Source organism: Nocardia africana NBRC 100379 (genome assembly GCF_001612635.1).
GTDB lineage: Bacteria > Actinomycetota > Actinomycetes > Mycobacteriales > Mycobacteriaceae > Nocardia > Nocardia africana.
Genome location: NZ_BDAV01000001.1, coordinates 1 through 18,346, shown reverse-complemented (window position 1 = coordinate 18,346; position 18,346 = coordinate 1). Strand labels below are relative to the sequence as shown.

General features: G+C 66.6%; 18 protein-coding genes. All 18 read left to right on the top strand.

What is annotated here, in order from left to right; translation table 11 throughout:
* Positions 1 to 213 precede the first annotated feature (213 nt).
* The 18 genes from rho (at position 214) to murA (ending at position 18,090) form a co-directional block, all read left to right on the top strand.
* On the top strand, positions 214 to 2,289 hold the full coding sequence (gene rho / locus NA3_RS00090; RefSeq protein WP_062961549.1) for a transcription termination factor Rho: 2,076 nt from the start codon (positions 214 to 216) through the stop codon (positions 2,287 to 2,289).
* A gap of 868 nt (positions 2,290 to 3,157) precedes the next feature.
* Positions 3,158 to 3,394 (top strand): 50S ribosomal protein L31, encoded by a 237-nt coding sequence (gene rpmE / locus NA3_RS00085; protein WP_062961548.1) that lies wholly within the window; start codon positions 3,158 to 3,160, stop codon positions 3,392 to 3,394.
* Between the two features lie 89 nt (positions 3,395 to 3,483).
* On the top strand, positions 3,484 to 4,566 hold the full coding sequence (gene prfA / locus NA3_RS00080) for a peptide chain release factor 1 (protein ID WP_062961547.1): 1,083 nt from the start codon (positions 3,484 to 3,486) through the stop codon (positions 4,564 to 4,566).
* The gene (gene prmC / locus NA3_RS00075; protein ID WP_227995364.1) at positions 4,563 to 5,465 is read left to right on the top strand and encodes a peptide chain release factor N(5)-glutamine methyltransferase; all 903 of its coding nucleotides are present in this window, start codon (positions 4,563 to 4,565) and stop codon (positions 5,463 to 5,465) included. The genes prfA and prmC overlap by 4 nt, the downstream gene beginning before the upstream one ends.
* 71 nt (positions 5,466 to 5,536) lie before the next feature.
* Entirely contained in the window at positions 5,537 to 6,202 is a 666-nt protein-coding gene (locus NA3_RS00070) for an L-threonylcarbamoyladenylate synthase (RefSeq protein WP_062961546.1), read from the top strand.
* An 11-nt stretch (positions 6,203 to 6,213) separates the two neighbouring features.
* On the top strand, positions 6,214 to 7,365 hold the full coding sequence (locus NA3_RS00065) for an MraY family glycosyltransferase (RefSeq protein ID WP_030518282.1): 1,152 nt from the start codon (positions 6,214 to 6,216) through the stop codon (positions 7,363 to 7,365).
* Positions 7,366 to 7,387: 22 nt separating this feature from the next.
* Positions 7,388 to 7,840 (top strand): Cg1360 family ATP-synthase-associated protein, encoded by a 453-nt coding sequence (locus tag NA3_RS00060; protein WP_030518281.1) that lies wholly within the window; start codon positions 7,388 to 7,390, stop codon positions 7,838 to 7,840.
* Positions 7,841 to 8,159: 319 nt separating this feature from the next.
* Positions 8,160 to 8,936, top strand: coding sequence for a F0F1 ATP synthase subunit A (gene atpB / locus NA3_RS00055; protein WP_081879867.1), 777 nt, complete (start codon positions 8,160 to 8,162; stop codon positions 8,934 to 8,936).
* A 70-nt stretch (positions 8,937 to 9,006) separates the two neighbouring features.
* Positions 9,007 to 9,255 (top strand): ATP synthase F0 subunit C, encoded by a 249-nt coding sequence (locus NA3_RS00050; RefSeq protein ID WP_025347580.1) that lies wholly within the window; start codon positions 9,007 to 9,009, stop codon positions 9,253 to 9,255.
* 5 nt (positions 9,256 to 9,260) lie between these two features.
* Positions 9,261 to 9,815 carry a F0F1 ATP synthase subunit B gene (locus NA3_RS00045; protein WP_062961545.1) on the top strand — a complete coding sequence of 185 codons (555 nt, stop codon included), beginning with the start codon at positions 9,261 to 9,263 and terminating at the stop codon, positions 9,813 to 9,815.
* Between the two features lie 89 nt (positions 9,816 to 9,904).
* Positions 9,905 to 10,714: a F0F1 ATP synthase subunit delta gene (locus tag NA3_RS00040; protein WP_062961544.1), complete on the top strand. Its 810-nt coding sequence runs from the start codon at positions 9,905 to 9,907 to the stop codon at positions 10,712 to 10,714.
* Between the two features lie 63 nt (positions 10,715 to 10,777).
* Positions 10,778 to 12,418: a F0F1 ATP synthase subunit alpha gene (gene atpA, locus NA3_RS00035; RefSeq protein WP_062961543.1), complete on the top strand. Its 1,641-nt coding sequence runs from the start codon at positions 10,778 to 10,780 to the stop codon at positions 12,416 to 12,418.
* Between the two features lie 54 nt (positions 12,419 to 12,472).
* On the top strand, positions 12,473 to 13,441 hold the full coding sequence (locus NA3_RS00030; protein ID WP_062961542.1) for a F0F1 ATP synthase subunit gamma: 969 nt from the start codon (positions 12,473 to 12,475) through the stop codon (positions 13,439 to 13,441).
* Between the two features lie 20 nt (positions 13,442 to 13,461).
* Positions 13,462 to 14,910, top strand: a complete 1,449-nt coding sequence (gene atpD, locus NA3_RS00025) for a F0F1 ATP synthase subunit beta (protein ID WP_062961541.1) — start codon at positions 13,462 to 13,464, stop codon at positions 14,908 to 14,910.
* Between the two features lie 6 nt (positions 14,911 to 14,916).
* Complete coding sequence (locus NA3_RS00020; RefSeq protein ID WP_036498593.1) at positions 14,917 to 15,291, top strand: F0F1 ATP synthase subunit epsilon; 375 nt, start codon at positions 14,917 to 14,919, stop codon at positions 15,289 to 15,291.
* Between the two features lie 470 nt (positions 15,292 to 15,761).
* The gene (locus NA3_RS00015; RefSeq protein ID WP_030518273.1) at positions 15,762 to 16,184 is read left to right on the top strand and encodes a DUF2550 domain-containing protein; all 423 of its coding nucleotides are present in this window, start codon (positions 15,762 to 15,764) and stop codon (positions 16,182 to 16,184) included.
* Positions 16,185 to 16,208: 24 nt separating this feature from the next.
* On the top strand, positions 16,209 to 16,817 hold the full coding sequence (locus NA3_RS00010; protein WP_062961540.1) for a cob(I)yrinic acid a,c-diamide adenosyltransferase: 609 nt from the start codon (positions 16,209 to 16,211) through the stop codon (positions 16,815 to 16,817).
* A gap of 10 nt (positions 16,818 to 16,827) precedes the next feature.
* Complete coding sequence (gene murA, locus NA3_RS00005) at positions 16,828 to 18,090, top strand: UDP-N-acetylglucosamine 1-carboxyvinyltransferase (RefSeq protein ID WP_030518271.1); 1,263 nt, start codon at positions 16,828 to 16,830, stop codon at positions 18,088 to 18,090.
* Positions 18,091 to 18,346: the final 256 nt, after the last annotated feature.

Sequence of the window (18,346 nt, the reverse complement as noted above, 5' to 3'; positions counted from 1 at the left end):
CGGGGGCTCGAATCACTCGGGACTTCGACCTCGACGTCGGGGACAGCGACTGGAATGATCACTCCCACTCAATGAACCGGTGGCCGTGACCAGGTGGTGATTCCATCGGTCCGGCGGGGCAGGCGATACGGCATCCGAGCTCGGCACAGTGATCGGGCTTCGGGACGAACCCTCGAATATGCACACGGCAATCGAGGGAAGGAAAGGATCTCCGTGACAGATACGGACCTGCTCGCGACACCCGGGGTGGACACTGCAAATCCCTCGGACGGCCGCGAAAGTGACTCCGGACAGATTTCGAAGATGAGCGAACACACCGACGTCGCACGATCGGGGCTGACTGGAATGTTGTTGCCGCAGTTGCGTGCGCTTGCCGGAGAGCTCGGTATCCGAGGCACATCCGGAATGCGTAAGGGCGATCTCATCGCCGCCATCAAGGAAAATCAGGCCTCCGCCGGCAAATCCGCGCGTGGTGGCCGGGGCGATGCGAAATCCGCCGAATCGGACGCGGGCGCCGAGTCCGCCGCGAAGTCCGCGTCGAATGCCGGCGTTGCTACCGAATCCGGGGCGGCGGCGAAGACCGAGTCCACCCGGACCGCCGAGAACGCCGCCGAGTCCGCCGGCAAGGGCCGCGCCAAGAACGATGCGCCGAAGGGCACCCGCAACGGTGCCGCGCGTGGTCAGCAGCAGACTCTCGACGGTGTCGGCACCGAGAACGCGTCCGCCAAGGCGGAAACCGCGGAATCGGCTGCGCGCCCGGCCGATTCGGGTGACGAGTCCGGCCGTGACGGTGGCCAGCGTGGCCGCGGCCGCCAGCGTCGTGGCCGCGACCAGCGTGGCGAGGGCGGCGACAACCGTGGCGAGAACCGCGGTGGTGAGGCTCGCGCCGACACCAAGACCGAACCGAAGGTCGAGGGCGGCGACGCCAAGCCGGATCAGGAGTCGGGCGATCGTCGCCGCGACCGCAACCAGGCCGGCGGCCAGAACCAGGCCGGCCAGAACGGCGCCGCCCGTGGTGGCGACCGTGGCGGTGACGACGAGGAAGGTGGGCGCGGGCGCCGCGGCCGCCGGTTCCGCGAGCGCCGTCGTGGCGGGCGTGACCGTGAGGGCGGCGAGGGCCGCGAGGTCGAGATCCGCGAGGACGACGTCCTGCAGCCGGTCGCCGGCATTCTCGACGTGCTGGACAACTACGCGTTCGTCCGCACCTCCGGCTACCTGGCCGGCCCGAACGACGTCTACGTGTCGATGAACCTGGTGCGCAAGAACGGCCTGCGCCGCGGCGACGCGATCACCGGTGCGGTGCGTGCTCCGCGCGAGGGCGAACAGGGCAACCAGCGCCAGAAGTTCGATCCGCTGGTGCGGCTGGACACGGTCAACGGCTCGGATGTCGAATCCGCCCGCCGCCGGCCGGAATTCAACAAGCTCACCCCGCTGTACCCGAACCAGCGGCTGCGGCTCGAGACCACGCCGAACAAGCTGACGACCCGCGTGATCGATCTGATCATGCCGATCGGTAAGGGTCAGCGTGCGCTGATCGTGTCGCCGCCGAAGGCCGGTAAGACCACGATCCTGCAGGACATCGCGAACGCTATCGCCACCAACAACCCCGAGTGCTACCTGATGGTGGTGCTGGTGGACGAGCGTCCCGAAGAGGTCACCGATATGCAGCGCTCGGTGCGCGGCGAGGTGATCGCCTCCACGTTCGACCGTCCGCCGAGCGACCACACCTCGGTCGCCGAACTCGCCATCGAGCGGGCCAAGCGCCTGGTCGAGATGGGGCAGGACGTCGTCGTGCTGCTCGACTCGATCACCCGGCTGGGTCGTGCGTACAACAACTCCTCGCCCGCCTCGGGTCGCATCCTGTCCGGTGGTGTGGACTCGACCGCGCTGTACCCGCCCAAGCGGTTCCTCGGCGCGGCCCGCAACATCGAGAACGGCGGCTCGCTGACCATCATCGCCACCGCCATGGTGGAGACCGGTTCCACCGGTGACACGGTGATCTTCGAGGAGTTCAAGGGCACCGGTAACGCCGAGCTCAAGCTCGATCGCAAGATCGCCGAGCGGCGCGTGTTCCCGGCCGTCGATATCAACCCGTCCAGCACCCGCCACGACGAGCTGCTGATGTCGCCGGACGAGATGGCGGTCATCCACAAGCTGCGCCGGGTGCTCTCGGGCCTCGATTCGCAGCAGGCGATCGACCTGCTCATCGACCGTTTGAAGAAGTCGAAGAGCAATGTCGAATTCCTGATGACGGTCTCGAAGACCGCGCCGGGCGCCTTGGACGAATAGGAGAGCAGCACGTCTCTCCGTGCCCGGTGCGCACCCGTAGGTGCCGCTCGGCTCGCGATAATGCGGCCCCGCTTCGGCGGGGCCGCATTGCTGTCTGCGGCGACCGCCCACGTCGATGATGGCGTCGGCCGGCGCGTGGCGGGGCCGGCGAATAGAACAACAGGCCGATCATCGCTGCGGCGGTGATCAGGCAGATCAGGATCAGGGCGGTGACACCGGTGATGGATCCGGTGGAGACCGAGGTCGCGGCGAATTCGTAGGGCCGGTCCGGTCCGGCGGGTGTCGCGACGGTCGCGCGGGGCGGGGAGCCGGAGGCGGTCAGCCACCCGGCGAGGACGAGTATCCCCAGCGTGGCCAAGACGGTCGCAGCGCCGATCTCCTTCGCATGTGCCCGGCCCGATATCGGGCCGACGGTGCGGTCAGGACGACGTTCTCCGAGGCGGGACTCGCCGACGGCCGGGGCGCGCGATCTCCTACTCGCCCCCCGCGCGGTGTGGAAATTCACTGCTGTCCCTCGGATCGTCGGTTCGATTGCCATGGGTCTTCTTCCTGCAACGAATCTACGAACAAAGGTGTTCATACTCCCGAGTAGCCGACTACTCGTTTTCAGCGTGGCTCGAGAACCCGCGAGTGCGCGTGCCATTACTTCCTTGGGGTGTGCCTGCTGCCGGGGTGCGCCGATGCCGGAACAAATGCGGTGCGGGGTGCGTTGTGAGTGCGTATCGGCGGTTCTGGCATACTGGACCGTCGGTGCGTCTGCGATCGGCAGACCATCCCGCCTAGTCGGTTCCGGTTCACGTCCAGCACGGCAGCACGGCAGCTACAGCCGTGGGCCCGGGCGACCCGGGGCCAGATCGAGAGGACACCCATGAAGGCAGGAATCCACCCGGCATACGTGCCGACCACCGTTGTCTGCGGTTGCGGCAACACCTTCCAGACTCACAGCACCAAGGAGTCGGGCCACATCACCGTCGAGGTCTGCTCGCAGTGCCACCCGTTCTACACGGGCAAGCAGAAGATCCTCGACACCGGCGGCCGCGTCGCCCGCTTCGAGGCCCGCTACGGCAAGCGCGCCAAGAAGTCCGAGGGTTCGGAAGCCAAGTAGCTACCCCGCCAGCGCCCGTCCTGCCTACGCAGGCCGGGCGTTGGTGTGTTTCTGGTGTCCGAAAGCTCCCAGCAGGAGGCATAACCGCCATGGCCGACAAGATCACGGCCCCATCCGCCATCGACGACATTCTCGCCGAGCACGCCGGCCTGGAGACGCAGCTGTCCGATCCGGCGCTGCACAACGACCCGGCCGAGGCTCGTCGCGTCGGTAAGCGGTTCGCCGAACTGGCGCCGATCATGTCGACCTACACCAAGCTCACCGCGGCCCGCGACGATCTCTCGGCCGCCCGGGAGCTGGCAGCCGACGATTCGTCCTTCGCGGCCGAGGTGCCCGGCCTCGAACAGCAGATCGAGGAGCTGGAGAAGACGCTCACCGATCTCCTGGCCCCGCGCGACCCGCACGATGCCGACGATGTCGTGCTCGAGGTGAAGTCGGGGGAGGGCGGCGAGGAGTCGGCCCTGTTCGCCTCGGACCTGGCCCGCATGTACATCCGCTACGCCGAACGACACGGCTGGAAGGTCGAGGTGCTCGACGCCAACGTGTCCGACCTGGGCGGATACAAGGAGGCGACGCTGTCGATCAAGAGCCGCGAACCCAGTCGCGACGGCGTCTGGTCCCGGCTGAAGTTCGAGGGCGGGGTCCATCGTGTGCAGCGCGTGCCGGTCACCGAATCGCAGGGCCGCATCCACACCTCCGCGGCCGGCGTGCTGATCTACCCGGAACCCGACGAGGTCGAACAGGTCCAGATCGACGAATCCGACCTGCGCATCGACGTCTACCGCTCCTCCGGTAAGGGCGGCCAGGGCGTCAACACCACCGATTCCGCGGTCCGCATCACCCACCTGCCCACCGGTATCGTCGTGACCTGCCAGAACGAGCGCTCGCAGCTGCAGAACAAGATCCGCGCGATGCAGGTGCTCTCGGCGCGGTTGCAGAGCCTGGCCGAGGAACAGGCCGAGGCCGACGCCGCCGCGGGCCGTGCCTCACAGATCCGCACGGTCGACCGCTCCGAGCGCATCCGCACCTACAACTTCCCCGAGAACCGCATCACCGACCACCGCATCGGCTTCAAGGCACACAATCTGGATTCGGTGCTGGACGGCGACCTGGACGCGCTGCTCGACGCTCTCGGCGAAGCCGACCGCGCCGCCCGGCTCGCGGCGGAATGATGCGGGGCCCGGGCGAGGCGGGCGGGCACCGGCTGCCGCTGCGACCGGCGATCATCGAGGCGGCCCGCACACTCGCGGCGGCCGGGGTGCACAGCCCGCAGATCGACGCGGAATTTCTGGCCGCCTTCGTCCTCGAGGTCGAGCGTTCGCGCCTGGCGCTGATCCCGATGGTCACCCCGGAACAGCTCGGACGGTTCCACAAACTGGTGGCCCGCCGGGCCGAGCGGGTGCCGCTGCAGCATCTGACCGGCGCCGCCTCCCTGGGTGAGGTGGATCTGGAGGTGGGTCCGGGCGTATTCATCCCGCGACCGGAGACCGAGCTGGTCTTCGCGTGGGCGCTGGCTCAGCTCGAGGCGGCCGGCCACGCGCACCCTCCGATCGTCGTCGACCTGTGCACGGGATCGGGCGCGCTGGCTCTGGCGATCGCGAACGCCCGTCCCGACGCCGAGGTGCACGCGGTCGAAATCGACCCCACCGCAAGGCAATGGGCGCAGCGCAACGCCGATCGGCAAGCCGCGCAAGGGGATACGCCGATCGTGCTGCACGCCGGCGATGTCACCGACGCGCAGGTGCTGGCCGAGCTGAACGGCCGCGTCGACGCCGTGGTCGCCAATCCGCCCTACATTCCCTCCGGCGCGCGCCTGGATCCCGAAGTGGCCGAACACGATCCGCATCTCGCGCTGTTCGGCGGCCCGGACGGACTGGAGGTGATCGCCCCCATGGTCACCACCATCGCGCGGCTGCTGCGTCCCGAGGGCGTGACCGCCGTCGAACACGACGACTCGCACGGTCCGCAGGTCGCGGCGCTGTTCGCCGGACACGGCGGATTCTCCGACGTCGTCGAACATCCGGATCTGGCCGGTCGCCCGCGCTTCGTCGCCGCCCGCCGCGCCCGCTGACACGTCGATTGCCGAGAATTTGCGCGAAGCCGGGCAACGTGCCGTGAGACACATTCAATAGACTCACCGCCGTGAGTACCGTCTACGACTGCTCCGATCCCGATTCTCGTGCCGCCGGATTGACCGCCGCGCGGACCACCCTGAAATCCGGACGGCTGGCCGTTATCCCCACCGATACGGTCTACGGAATCGCCGCGGACGCGTTCGATTCCACGGCCGTGGCCGGTCTGCTGGCGGCCAAGCGGCGCGGGCGTGACATGCCCGTGCCCGTGCTGGTCGGTTCGTGGAACACCATCGACGGACTCGTCTTCTCCGTGCAGCCGCAGGCGCGCGATCTGATCCGCGCCTTCTGGCCGGGCGGGTTGAGCCTGGTCGTGCAGCAGGCGCCCTCGCTGGCCTGGGACCTCGGCGACGCCCGCGGCACGGTGATGCTGCGTATGCCGCTGCACCCGATCGCGCTGGAACTGCTGCGCGAGGTCGGCCCGATGGCCGTGTCGAGCGCGAACGTCTCCGGGCAGCCGCCGGCCACGACGGTCACCGAGGCGCGACAGCAGCTCGGGAGCCAGGTCGGCGTCTACCTCGACGGCGGGCCGGCCGAACACGGCGTGCCCTCCACGATCGTCGACCTGACCGGCGACCGCCCGCGCGTGCTGCGTGCCGGCGCGGTGACCGTCGCGCAGGTCGCCGAGGTGCTGGGCATGGCGCCGGACGAACTCTCGCCCGAGACCACCCGCTGACGGCCTGGTAGATGGTTTTCAGTCAGGGTGCGGTCGTCCCGCTGCGCGAGCTGCTTCTGGTGCTGCTCGTGTCCGCGGTGGTGACGATGTTGTCCACCGGCGGAATTCGGGTGCTGGCCATCGGTTTCGGCGCCATCGCGGTGCCCCGCGATCGTGACGTGCATCTCGAGCCGATTCCTCGCATGGGCGGGGTCGGCATCTATCTGGGCGTACTGGCCGCGGTGCTGTTCGCCCATCAGCTGCCGGCGCTGCGCCGCGGTTTCGACTATCCGCGCGATATTCCGGCCGTGCTGGTCGCGGGCACGCTGATCGTCCTCGTCGGCATCGTCGACGACCGCTGGGGCCTGGACGCGCTGACGAAGTTCGTGGGCCAGATCTCGGCCGCCGGGGCCATGGCCGTGATGGGCCTGAGCTGGGTGGCCATCTACAACCCGTTCAGCAACACCACGGTGGTGCTCGACCAGTTGCAGGGCTGGGTGGTCACGGTGGCCATCACCGTCACCATGATCAACGCGATGAACTTCGTGGACGGCCTCGACGGTCTCGCGGCGGGGCTGGGACTGATCGCCGCCGCGGCGGTCTTCGTGTTCACCGTGGGTTTGCTCTATCAGCAGGGCGGCGCGACCGACGGCTATCCGCCGGCGCTGCTGGCCGCGGCGCTCGCGGGCGGATGCCTGGGATTTCTGCCACATAATTTCCACCCGGCCCGAATATTCATGGGCGATTCCGGATCGATGTTGATCGGTTTGATGCTCGCCGCCGTGTCCACCGGCGCATCCGGCCGAATTCCGCTCACCGGATACGGGCCGCGCGACATCGTGGGTCTGCTGTCACCGCTGTTGCTGGTGGGAGCGGTGATGTTCATTCCGGTATTGGATCTGGTGCTGGCAATCGTGCGCCGGGTGCGCGCGGGTGTGAGTTTCTCCACTCCCGACAAAATGCATTTGCATCACCGTTTGTTGCAGATCGGCCATTCGCACCGCCGCGTGGTGTTGTTGATCTACCTGTGGGTCGGCGTGCTCGCATTCGCGGCCGTGGGAACCTCGTTGATGGACCGTCGGGTCGTGGTTCTGCTGTTCGCGGCGGGTTTGGTTTTCGCCCTGGTTGTGACGGCCGTCCCATCGCTGCGCGAAGTGGTCGGGCTCCGCGGTCGCCGCAAGTAAGGAACGGGTAAAGTGGCTCGACGTGAGCACGGCACCCGAATTGCACCCCGACGCGCCACTACGAGCAGCGCTGCGTTACGGCATCGCCGGATTGTGCGTGCTGGTGGTGGTTTCGGTCGTCGCCGGCTCGATCGTCGCGGGCTGGGCCGGTTTCTGGGGCGCGCTCATCGGATCCGCGATCGGTGGTTTCTTCATTCTCACCACGGCCGCGCTCGTGCTGTTCAGCGCGAAATTGGATTCCGGCATTCAGGGCATGGTGATGCTGGCGAGCTGGATCGGCAAAATACTGGTCGTGATGATCGTGGTCGCGATCTTGCACCAGTTCGATTTCTACAGCCCCGGCACCCTCTTCCTGACCGTCGTGGGGGCGTTGCTGATTGTTCTCGGAGCCGAGACGTACGGGCTTCTGCGCCAACGTGTTCCGGTGATCGACCCGCCCGCGGGATCCGCCGACCAAGATCGTTCGAACGTGTGAACAAGGCCCCCTACACGTTGTCGTAGATACCTTGGTAAACTCTTTACCGTAAGCATCCGAACCAACGGGGCCGACCGCATCGTCGCCGGTGCGAGAGGTTATGCTTGCTGCTGTGCCGGTCCTTCGGTGAGAAGTCCCGGCCCTGCACCGTCGACGATGTCGCCGACGTACAGACGCCACAGCGGGGTTTCCCGCGCAGCTGCTGACGAACTTCGAGCCGACCTGAGTCGACCCACCTGATCGTCAATGTCCGATCGAACCGCGAGATGGAACATGTCTCGCGGCCCGAACACGGGAGAGAACGCTGAGCGTCACCACTTTGGCGGGCGAGTTCCACGCGCCTTCGCTGCAAGACTTCTTCCCTCCAGCTGTGCTGTTCGAGGGGACGCCTTTCGAGCTCGACCGTTTGATGCTCATTCGCATCATCATGGCGGCAGTCCTGGTCGCGGTCATGTTGCTCGCATTCCGGAGCCCGCGCCTGGTGCCGCGCGGACTGCAGAACGCCGCGGAAATCGGTCTGCTGTTCGTTCGCGAGCAGATCTGCGAAGAGGTGCTCGGCAAGGAAAGTGGCCGCCGGTATTTCCCGCTGATCGCCACGATCTTCTTCACGGTGTTGTTCCTGAACTTCTCCAGCGTCATCCCGTTCTTGAACATCTCCTCCAACGCACGCGTCGGTATGCCGTTGGTGCTGGCGGTCATCGCCTATATCGCCTTCAACTACGTGGGTATCCGCAAGTACGGCTTCTGGAAATACATGCGCTCGTCCATCGTCGTGCCGAATGTTCCGGTCGCGCTGCACGTGCTGCTGATTCCGATCGAGTTCATCTCGACCTTCATCCTGCGTCCGTTCACGCTGACCGTCCGACTCATGGCCAACATGCTGTCCGGTCACATCATGCTGGTGCTGTTCTTCAGCGCCACCCAGTTCTTCCTCTTCGACGCCGCGTCGTGGATGAAGATCTTCTCGCCGTTCTCCTTGCTCGCGGGATTCGGATTCACCCTGTTCGAACTCCTGGTGATCTTCCTGCAGGCCTACGTGTTCGCGCTCCTGACGGCCGTCTACATCGGCCTCGCGCAGCACGCCGACTCGCACTGACCGCACGACCGCACAAGAACTGCCCCACCGGCCGCCGGGCGGGTGGGCAACAGAAAGGGAAAGAAATCTCATGAGCCTCTCCTACGTGGCCGCCGAACTCGCCCAGACCTCGGATCGGGTCAAGGGCTACGGCGCTATCGGTTACGGTCTGGCCGCGATCGGCCCGGGTGTCGGCGTCGGCATCGTCGTCGGTAAGGCGATCGAGGGCATCGCCCGTCAGCCCGAGCTGCAGGGCACCATCCGGACCAACATGTTCCTGGGTATCGCGTTCACCGAGGCCCTCGCGCTGATCGGTCTCGTCGCCGGCTTCATCTTCTGATTCCGATGAACAACATGTACTTGCTCGCCGAGAATGCAGAGGACAAGAACCCTCTGATTCCGGAGCCATACGACATCGTCTGGTCGGTGGTGTGCGTTGTCGTCATCGGGATCCTGTTCTACAAGTACGTGGTTCCTCGATTGACGAAGGTGCTCGACGAGCGCTCGGAGAAGATCGAAGGCGGGATGGCCAAGGCCGAGGCCGCGCAGGCCGAGGCGCAGGAAACCCTGCAGCAGTACCAGCAGCAGCTGGCCGAGGCCCGGCTCGAGGCCGCGCGCATCCGTGAGGAAGCGCGGACCCAGGGCCAGCAGATCCTCGCGCAGCTGCGCTCGGAGGCTCAGGCCGAAGCCGATCGCATCGTCTCCGCCGGTCACGCCCAGCTCGACGCGCAGCGTCAGCAGATCGTGACCGAGCTCCGGTCCGAGCTCGGCCGCACCGCGGTCGACCTGGCCGAGAAGATCATCGGGCAGTCCGTGGCGGACGAAGCCAAGCAGGCGGCGTCCATCGATCGGTTCCTCACCGAGCTGGATCAGAAGGCCGGCATCGGGGTCGGAAGGTAACCTGCGCCTGAGAGGTCTTGTCGGTGACGCAAGTCACCGGCGCCCGACCACTCCGGGCCCCGGAATTCAACACAGTGAAAGTGGGAAGCATGTACGCAGCGAGCCGCGAGGCGAGTTCCCGTGCGAGGGAAGCTCTTTCGGCCGCACTCACCGGGAGTGACTCCGTCGCCGCCACGACGGGCTCCGAACTGTTCGCCGTAGTCGCCGTGCTCGACGACCAGCGTTCGCTGCGTGTGGCGCTCGCGGATAAGTCGGTGTCGAGTTCGGTGCGTGCCGAACTGGCCGAACGCGTTTTCGGCGGCAAGATCAGCGCGGCCACCCAGGCCGTGCTGACCACTGCCGTCGCCCAGGACTGGTCTCGGACCCGAGATCTGGTCGACACCCTGGTGCTGCTCGGGCAGGAGGCGCTGTTGCGCTCCGCGGCCGACCGCGGACGTATCGACGCCGTCGAGGACGAGTTGTTCCGGCTGGGCCGCACCGTGGAGGACAACCCGGATCTGGAGCAGGCGCTCACCGATCGCGGTAAACCGGCGGCCGCCAAGCGCGACCTGCTGGCGCGGCTGCTCACCGGGAAGGTCGAAGACGTCACCATGCAGCTGGCCGAGCAGGCGGTCGGCCGGTCGCGCGGTGATGTCGGCGTCGCCTTCGATCAGCTGTCCGATCTGGCGGCGTCGCTGCGCAAGCAGATCGTCGCGCACGTTCGTTCGGCGACGGCCCTGACGCAGCAGCAGCGGGAGCATCTCGCCGCGTCGCTGCAGCGAATCTACGACAAGCCGGTCACCATCCACGTGCAGGTCGATCCGGCGCTACTGGCCGGTGTCGTCGTGCGCATCGGCGACGACGTCATCGACGGCAGCGCCGTCGGCCGGCTGCAGCGCCTGCGCCAGGCCCTGGCCTAGCCGAGCCCTCGAGCCGGCAACCCCACCCCGACATTCCAGACCACAGCGAGAGCAGGAAGAACCATGGCGGAGCTGACGATCTCCCCCGATGAGATCCGTAGCGCGATCGAAAGCTACACCCAGAGCTACACCCCCGAAACCTCCATCGAGGAAATCGGCACGGTCACCGACACCAGTGACGGCATCGCGCACGTCAGCGGCCTGCCGTCGGCGATGACCAACGAGATCCTCGAGTTCCCCGGCGGTGTGCTGGGTGTCGCGTTGAACCTCGACCCCGACGAGATCGGTGCGGTCATCCTCGGTGAGTTCGACGGCATCGAAGAGGGCCAGCAGGTCCGCCGCACCGGTGACGTGCTCTCGGTGCCGGTCGGCGACAAGTTCCTGGGCCGCGTCATCAACCCCCTCGGCCAGCCGATCGACGGCCTGGGCGAGATCGAGGCCGACGAGCGCCGCGTGCTGGAGCTGCAGGCTGCGACCGTGCTGGAGCGCCAGCCGGTCGAGGAGCCGATGGCCACCGGCATCACCGCCATCGACGCGCTGACCGCGATCGGTCGTGGCCAGCGTCAGCTGGTCATCGGCGACCGCAAGACCGGTAAGACCGCGGTCTGCATCGACGCCATCCTGAACCAGAAGGCCAACTGGGAGTCCGGCGATCCGAAGAAGCAGATGCGCTGCATCTACGTCGCGATCGGCCAGAAGGGCTCCACCATCGCCGGCGTGAAGTCCGCGCTCGAGGCTCACGGCGCGATGGAGTACACGACCATTGTCGCCGCCCCCGCGTCGGACTCCGCCGGTTTCAAGTGGCTCGCGCCCTACACCGGTTCCGCGCTCGGCCAGCACTGGATGTACCAGGGCAAGCACGTCCTGATCGTGTTCGACGACCTGTCCAAGCAGGCCGAGGCCTACCGCGCCATCTCGCTGCTGCTGCGTCGCCCGCCGGGCCGTGAGGCGTACCCCGGTGACGTCTTCTACCTGCACTCCCGTCTGCTGGAGCGTTGCGCGAAGCTGTCCGACGAGATGGGCGCCGGTTCGATGACGGGTCTGCCGATCATCGAGACCAAGGCCAACGACATCTCGGCGTTCATTCCGACCAACGTCATCTCCATCACCGACGGCCAGGTCTTCCTCGAGTCCGACCTGTTCAACAAGGGTGTGCGCCCGGCCATCAACGTCGGTACCTCCGTCTCCCGTGTCGGTGGCGCCGCGCAGACCAAGGCCATGAAGACCGTCGCCGGTTCGCTGCGTCTGGAGCTGGCCTCCTACCGCGAGCTCGAGGCGTTCTCCGCCTTCGCCTCCGATCTGGACGCCGCCTCCCTGGCACAGCTCGAGCGCGGTGCGCGCTGGGTGGAGCTGCTCAAGCAGGACCAGTACTCGCCGGTCGCGGTCGAGGACCAGATCGTCTCGATCTACCTGGTCGACGCCGGTTACTACGATTCGGTGCCGGTCGGCGACGTGCGGCGCTTCAACGCCGAGCTGCTCGAGCACCTGCACAACAAGGTGCAGAGCTCCTTCGACGCCCTCGAGGGTGGCGCGAAGCGGCTCGAGGGCGAGCCCGCCGACACGATCAAGGCCGAGACCGAGCGCTTCAAGCAGGGCTTCCTGGCCTCCGACGGCAGCCGCGTGGTCAACGAGCCCGGCGCCGGTGAGCTGGACCACGAAGAGGTCGAGTCGCTGTCGGTCACCCGCAAGCACGTCGAGAAGTAAGCCGGGTCCGACCATGCCTACCGATCCGACACGCAAAGGGAGTGTGAACCGCTGATGGCAAGCTTGCGCGAACTGCGCTCCCGTATTCGTGGTGTGAGCTCGATCAAGAAGATCACCAAGGCTCAGGAGCTGATCGCGACTTCGCGAATCAGCAAGGCCCAGGCTCGGGTCGCCGCCGCGAAGCCCTATGCGGAAGAGATCACCAAGGTGCTCGGCGAACTGGCCAGTGCCTCGTCCAATCTCAACCATCCGCTGCTCACCGAGCGGCCGACTCCGCGCCGTGCCGCGATCCTGGTGATCACCAGTGACAGCGGTATGTGCGGTGGCTACAACTCCAACGTGCTCAAGCGCACCGAGGAGCTCATCACGACGCTGCGCTCCGAGGGCAAGGAGCCGGTGCTGTACGTGATGGGCAACAAGGGCCTGACGTACTACACCTTCCGCAACCGGCCGCTGGCCGGTTCGTGGACCGGTTTCTCGCAGCAGCCGCACTACACCGACGCCTCGGCCGCATGCCACCACCTGGTGGATGTGTTCATGGCGGGGTCCGGGACCGAGGTGGAAGCGCCGGGCGGCGGGACGATCGAGGGCGTGGACGAGATTCACATCGTCTACACCCGCTTCGTCTCGATGCTGTCGCAGGTGCCCGAGGTTCGCCGGCTCGCTCCGATCCAGGTGAGTTTCATCGACGAGAACTTCGAGCTCGGCGAGGACATGCTCACCGACTCGCCGGACGCGAAGATCACCTCGCTCTACGAGTTCGAACCGGATGCGGACAAGCTGCTCGGCGCCCTGCTGCCGAAGTACATCAACACCCGCATCTACTCGTCGTTGCTCGAGGCCGCGGCCTCGGAGTCGGCCGCGCGCCGCACCGCAATGAAGGCTGCCACCGATAACGCCACCGAGCTGGTCAACACCCTGACCCGCGAGGCGAACTCGATCCGGCAGGCCAACATCACGCAGGAAATCAGTGAAATCGTCGGCGGCGCGAACGCGCTGGCTGCGTCCTCGGATCGCGACTAAGCCCCCACGGAAGAAGACAAATGACCGCAGCTGTCACCCAAGAAAACGCAAGCCGGGCGGGCGCTGGCACAGGCCGCGTCGTCCGGGTCAACGGCCCCGTTGTGGACGTCGAGTTCCCCCGCGGCGCCATCCCTGACCTGTTCAACGCGCTGCACGCCGACATCACCCTGCCGTCGGTGGCCAAGACCCTGACCCTCGAGGTCGCGCAGCACCTGGGCGACAACATCGTCCGTACCATTTCGATGCAGCCGACCGACGGCCTGGTCCGCGGCGTTCCGGTGTCCGACACCGGCAAGCCGATCTCGGTTCCGGTCGGCGACGTCACCAAGGGCCACGTGTTCAACGCCCTCGGCGACTGCCTCGACACCCCCGGCCTGGGCCGCGACGGCGAGCAGTGGGGCATCCACCGCCAGCCGCCGGCCTTCGACCAGCTCGAGGGTAAGACCGAGATCCTGGAGACGGGCATCAAGGTCATCGACCTGCTGACCCCGTACGTGAAGGGCGGCAAGATCGGCCTGTTCGGTGGTGCCGGTGTCGGCAAGACCGTTCTGATCCAGGAGATGATCACCCGTATCGCGCGTGAGTTCTCCGGTACGTCGGTGTTCGCCGGCGTCGGTGAGCGCACCCGTGAGGGCACCGACCTCCACCTGGAAATGGAGGAGATGGGCGTCCTTCAGGACACCGCCCTCGTCTTCGGCCAGATGGACGAGCCGCCGGGCACCCGTATGCGCGTCGCGCTGTCCGCGCTGACCATGGCGGAGTACTTCCGCGATGTGCAGGGTCAGGACGTGCTGCTGTTCATCGACAACATCTTCCGTTTCACCCAGGCCGGTTCCGAGGTCTCGACCCTGCTGGGTCGTATGCCTTCGGCCGTCGGTTACCAGCCGACTCTGGCGGACGAGATGGGTCAGCTGCAGGAGCGCATCACCTCGACCCGTGGTCGTTCGATCACCTCGATGCAGGCCATCTACGTCCCCGCCGACGACTACACCGACCCGGCGCCGGCGACCACCTTCGCCCACCTGGACGCGACCACCGAGCTCTCCCGCCCGATTTCGCAGAAGGGTATCTACCCCGCCGTCGACCCGCTGACCTCGACCTCGCGAATCCTCGAGGCCTCGATCGTCGGCGAGCGGCACTTCGCGGTGGCCAACGAGGTCAAGCGAATCCTGCAGAAGTACAAGGAACTCCAGGACATCATCGCGATTCTGGGTATGGACGAGCTCTCCGAAGAGGACAAGGTCCTCGTCGGCCGGGCGCGTCGTCTGGAGAAGTTCCTCGGTCAGAACTTCATCGTGGCCGAGAAGTTCACCGGTCAGCCGGGTTCGGTCGTGCCGCTGGAGCAGACCATCGACGACTTCGAGCGGGTCTGCAAGGGCGAATTCGACCACCTGCCGGAGCAGGCGTTCAACTCCTGCGGTGGCCTGGACGACGTCGAGGCGGCCGCGAAGAAGATCGCCGGGAAGTAGTCCACCATGGCGGATATGTCAGTTGATCTGGTCGCCATCGAGCGGCGGCTGTGGTCGGGGACGGCGAGTTTCGTCAGCGCCCAGACCACGGAAGGTCAGATCGGTATTCTGCACGGCCATGAGCCCGTACTCGGCCAGCTGGTCGAGGGCGGGATCGTGACCATCGACAGCACCGAGGGCGAGCGGATCGTCGCGGCTGTGCACGGCGGCTTCTTCTCGTGCACGGGTGAGGCCGTCCGGATTCTCGCCGAATCGGCGGAATTCGCGGGTGATATCGATCTCGACGCCGCCCGCGCGGTACTGGCCGATCCGAATGCCTCGGAGCAGGAACAGAATGCGGCGACCGCGCGAATTCGCGCGGTGGAAGCGATAAACGCCTGACGCGAACGCCTCAGGGCGACAACCGAATAGCGCAACCGTGTGGCGGTCCGGATGTCCGGGCCGCCACACGGCGTTTCCGCCACGGCGAGGTTTGTTCACGTCCGGTTCGAGGTCGAGAGCACCTGGAAATGCCGGGTGACTACGGCCGGGAATCGCACGAGAACTTCCCGCACGCGTTGTCGGGTGAACCTGCGAAACGTTCGCAACCTGCGAATACGGGCCCATTGTGAATCCTGTGCCCAGCCAACCCGGGTGTGCTTCGAATGTCTTTGTGCGAGTGTGCCTCTGATCACCTTCCTCCGGATCGGCGAATCGGCCGATATCCTCGTTTGTGGAACGGATGTACCGGCTGTGTGCCGCAGCGCCCTGGTTTGTAGACTCGCTGCGGGAGCGGCCTTGTTCGGGGATGGCACGGCGCTGGCGACGGCACAGGGGCGAAGCGAAGGGACGGACCTGGATTGCGGACCGGGATGGTGCTTCTGATCATTCTGGTGCTGCTGCTGGTCGGCGTAGCGCTGGTGTCGCTGTATCGCCTGATCATGTTGCGCCGGGGTGGAACCGCGGCGATTCTGCGCGTACTTCCGGCGCAGGGTGGTCAAGGGTGGCGGCACGGCCTGATTCGCTACGGCGAATCCCGGCTCGTCTTCTACAAACTCACCAGCCTGAAGGTGGGACCGGATTCGACCATCCGGCGGCTGGGTATCGAAGTGGTCGATCGGCGTTCTCCGGTGGGCGACGAGTACGACATCATGACCGACGACATCGTCGTGATCGCGGTTTCCGACGGTGACGGCAGCTATGAACTCGCCCTGGATCGCCCGGCGCTGACGGCATTCCTGTCCTGGGTCGAATCGCGGCCCTCCGAACGCATCCGGCGCCGTCCGGGACGTTGACCCAGAAATAGGTGGTCACCAGCAATGAGTGTGCATCTGACCAAGATCTATACCCGGACCGGTGACGACGGCACCACCGGTCTGAGCGACTTCTCCCGGGTGCCGAAGACCGATCCGCGGCTGGTGGCCTACGCCGACTGCGACGAGACCAACGCCGCCCTCGGCGTGGCCCTCGCTCTCGGACAGCCGGAAGCGCGCATCGCCGAGGTGCTGCGCCAAGTGCAGAACGATCTCTTCGACGCCGGCGCCGATCTGTCCACCCCGGTCGTGCCGGATCCGAAATATCCGCCACTGCGGATCACCCAGTCCTATATCGACCGCCTGGAACGCTGGTGTGACGAGTTCAACGCCGAACTCGCTCCGCTGAATTCGTTCATCCTGCCCGGCGGCACGCCGTTGGCCGCACTGCTGCACACGGCCCGCACCGTGGCGCGCCGGGCGGAACGCGCGGCGTGGGCGGCGGTGGACGCGCATCCGGACGACATCGGCGTGTTGCCCGCGAAATACCTCAATCGGCTCTCCGATCTGCTGTTCATCCTCGGCCGGGTGGCCAACCCGGACGGTGACGTGCTGTGGCGGCCCGGGGGATCGGAGACCGGCGGACCGGCCGCGACCGACCAGCCCTCCCGTTAGGCTGGCCCCCGTGAGTGAACGGTTTCTGGTGACCGGGGGCAGTCGGCTGGTCGGCGAGGTCGCGGTGGGTGGCGCGAAGAACAGCGTCCTCAAGTTGATGGCCGCCGCCCTGTTGGCGGAAGGCACGACGACGATCACCAACTGCCCGGACATCCTCGACGTGCCGCTGATGGCGGAGGTGCTGCGCGGTTTGGGCTGCGATGTCACCGTCGACGGATCGGTGGTCGCGATCACCACCCCGGCCGAGCCGAAATATCACGCCGACTTCCCGGCGGTAACGCAGTTCCGCGCGTCGGTCTGCGTGCTGGGACCCCTGATGGCGCGGTGCAAGCGCGCGGTCGTCGCCCTGCCGGGCGGTGATGCGATCGGGTCCCGTCCACTGGACATGCATCAGGCGGGTCTGAGATTGCTCGGCGCGACCAGCGAAATCGAGCACGGCTGCCTGGTCGCGCGCGCCGACGAGCTGCAGGGCGCGCGCATCCGGCTGGATTTCCCGTCGGTCGGCGCCACCGAGAACATCCTCATGGCCGCGGTCCTCGCGGAGGGGGAGACGGTCATCGACAACGCCGCGCGCGAACCCGAGATCGTCGACCTGTGCACCATGCTCACCCGGATGGGCGCCCGCATCGACGGTGCCGGCACCTCGGTGCTCACCATCTCCGGGGTGCGCAAACTCGCGCCCACCACCCATCAGGTGATCGGCGACCGGATCGTGGCCGCGACCTGGGGAATCGCCGCCGCGATGACGAGGGGTGACGTGCGCGTCACCGGCCTGAACCCCAAGCACCTCTCGCTGGTGCTGGACAAGTTGCGTTCGGCGGGGGCGCGAATCACGTTCGAACCCAACGGTTTTCGCGTGGAACAACCGGAGCGGCCGCGCGCGGTGAATTTCTCCACCCTGCCGTTCCCGGGCTTTCCCACCGACCTGCAGCCGATGGCGATCGGCCTGGCGACCATCGCCGACGGGACGTCCATGATCACCGAGAACATCTTCGAGGCGCGCTTCCGTTTCGTCGAGGAGATGATCCGCCTGGGCGCCGACGCCCGCACCGACGGCCACCACGCCGTGGTCCGCGGCATCCCGCGGCTGTCCAGCGCGCCGGTGTGGTCGTCGGATATCCGCGCCGGCGCGGGTCTGGTGCTCGCCGGTCTGGTCGCCGACGGCGTCACCGAGGTGCACGACGTCTTCCATATCGACCGCGGCTACCCCCACTTCGTGGAGAACCTGCGCTCGCTGGGCGCCGAGGTGGAGCGGGTCGGAACGCCGGCGTAGTCCGCCGTACATCCGAAAGGCCTTCCTGACCAGGCGATTTGACATAGAATCCACCGCCACGTAACTTATTCCAGGTCAGAGCGACACGGACACCAACCCCGGGCCGAAAGGCAAGGGGACAACGCGGTAGTACGGGGAGCGCCTGACGATCACACTGGTTCGACCGAGACCCCGATTTGGTTGGGGTCCGATGGTTGAGCTAAGCTGGAAAAGTTGCCTCGCCGATCGAACAGATGAAAATCTGGGAGATGGTGAG

Coding starts and splice junctions, on each gene's coding strand:
- rpmE (WP_062961548.1), top strand. CDS start 3,158: ATGAAGGCAGGAATCCACCCGGCATACGTGCCGACCACCGTTGTCTGC.
- prfA (WP_062961547.1), top strand. CDS start 3,484: ATGGCCGACAAGATCACGGCCCCATCCGCCATCGACGACATTCTCGCC.
- prmC (WP_227995364.1), top strand. CDS start 4,563: ATGATGCGGGGCCCGGGCGAGGCGGGCGGGCACCGGCTGCCGCTGCGA.
- NA3_RS00065 (WP_030518282.1), top strand. CDS start 6,214: ATGGTTTTCAGTCAGGGTGCGGTCGTCCCGCTGCGCGAGCTGCTTCTG.
- NA3_RS00050 (WP_025347580.1), top strand. CDS start 9,007: ATGAGCCTCTCCTACGTGGCCGCCGAACTCGCCCAGACCTCGGATCGG.
- NA3_RS00045 (WP_062961545.1), top strand. CDS start 9,261: ATGAACAACATGTACTTGCTCGCCGAGAATGCAGAGGACAAGAACCCT.
- NA3_RS00040 (WP_062961544.1), top strand. CDS start 9,905: ATGTACGCAGCGAGCCGCGAGGCGAGTTCCCGTGCGAGGGAAGCTCTT.
- atpA (WP_062961543.1), top strand. CDS start 10,778: ATGGCGGAGCTGACGATCTCCCCCGATGAGATCCGTAGCGCGATCGAA.
- NA3_RS00030 (WP_062961542.1), top strand. CDS start 12,473: ATGGCAAGCTTGCGCGAACTGCGCTCCCGTATTCGTGGTGTGAGCTCG.
- atpD (WP_062961541.1), top strand. CDS start 13,462: ATGACCGCAGCTGTCACCCAAGAAAACGCAAGCCGGGCGGGCGCTGGC.
- NA3_RS00020 (WP_036498593.1), top strand. CDS start 14,917: ATGGCGGATATGTCAGTTGATCTGGTCGCCATCGAGCGGCGGCTGTGG.
- NA3_RS00015 (WP_030518273.1), top strand. CDS start 15,762: ATGGTGCTTCTGATCATTCTGGTGCTGCTGCTGGTCGGCGTAGCGCTG.
- NA3_RS00010 (WP_062961540.1), top strand. CDS start 16,209: ATGAGTGTGCATCTGACCAAGATCTATACCCGGACCGGTGACGACGGC.